Here is a 225-nt window from a genome sequence, read left to right on the forward strand (position 1 = left end):
GGCCGTCAGGGCACGGATGCGACCAGCGCGGCGAGCGGCGACATCGTGTTCACGCTGTCGGTGGTGACCTCGGGTGCCGGTGCGGGCGACGTGACGCTGACGCAGCTGCGCGCGATCCACGAGAACACCGGGGACACCGGCACCTCGCCGGGCGTTGCGGACAGCAACGAGGCGATCACGCTGGACAACTACGTCAGCAACCTGGTGCAGCTGACGGCGACCATC

General features: G+C 69.3%; 1 protein-coding gene. It reads left to right on the top strand.

The window, feature by feature from the left end:
* Positions 1 to 225 (top strand): hypothetical protein (locus XH88_RS25555; protein WP_271671017.1); only part of this gene is annotated, 225 nt, incomplete at both ends.

It is taken from the genome of Bradyrhizobium sp. CCBAU 51627, assembly GCF_028128765.1.
Lineage (GTDB): Bacteria > Pseudomonadota > Alphaproteobacteria > Rhizobiales > Xanthobacteraceae > Bradyrhizobium.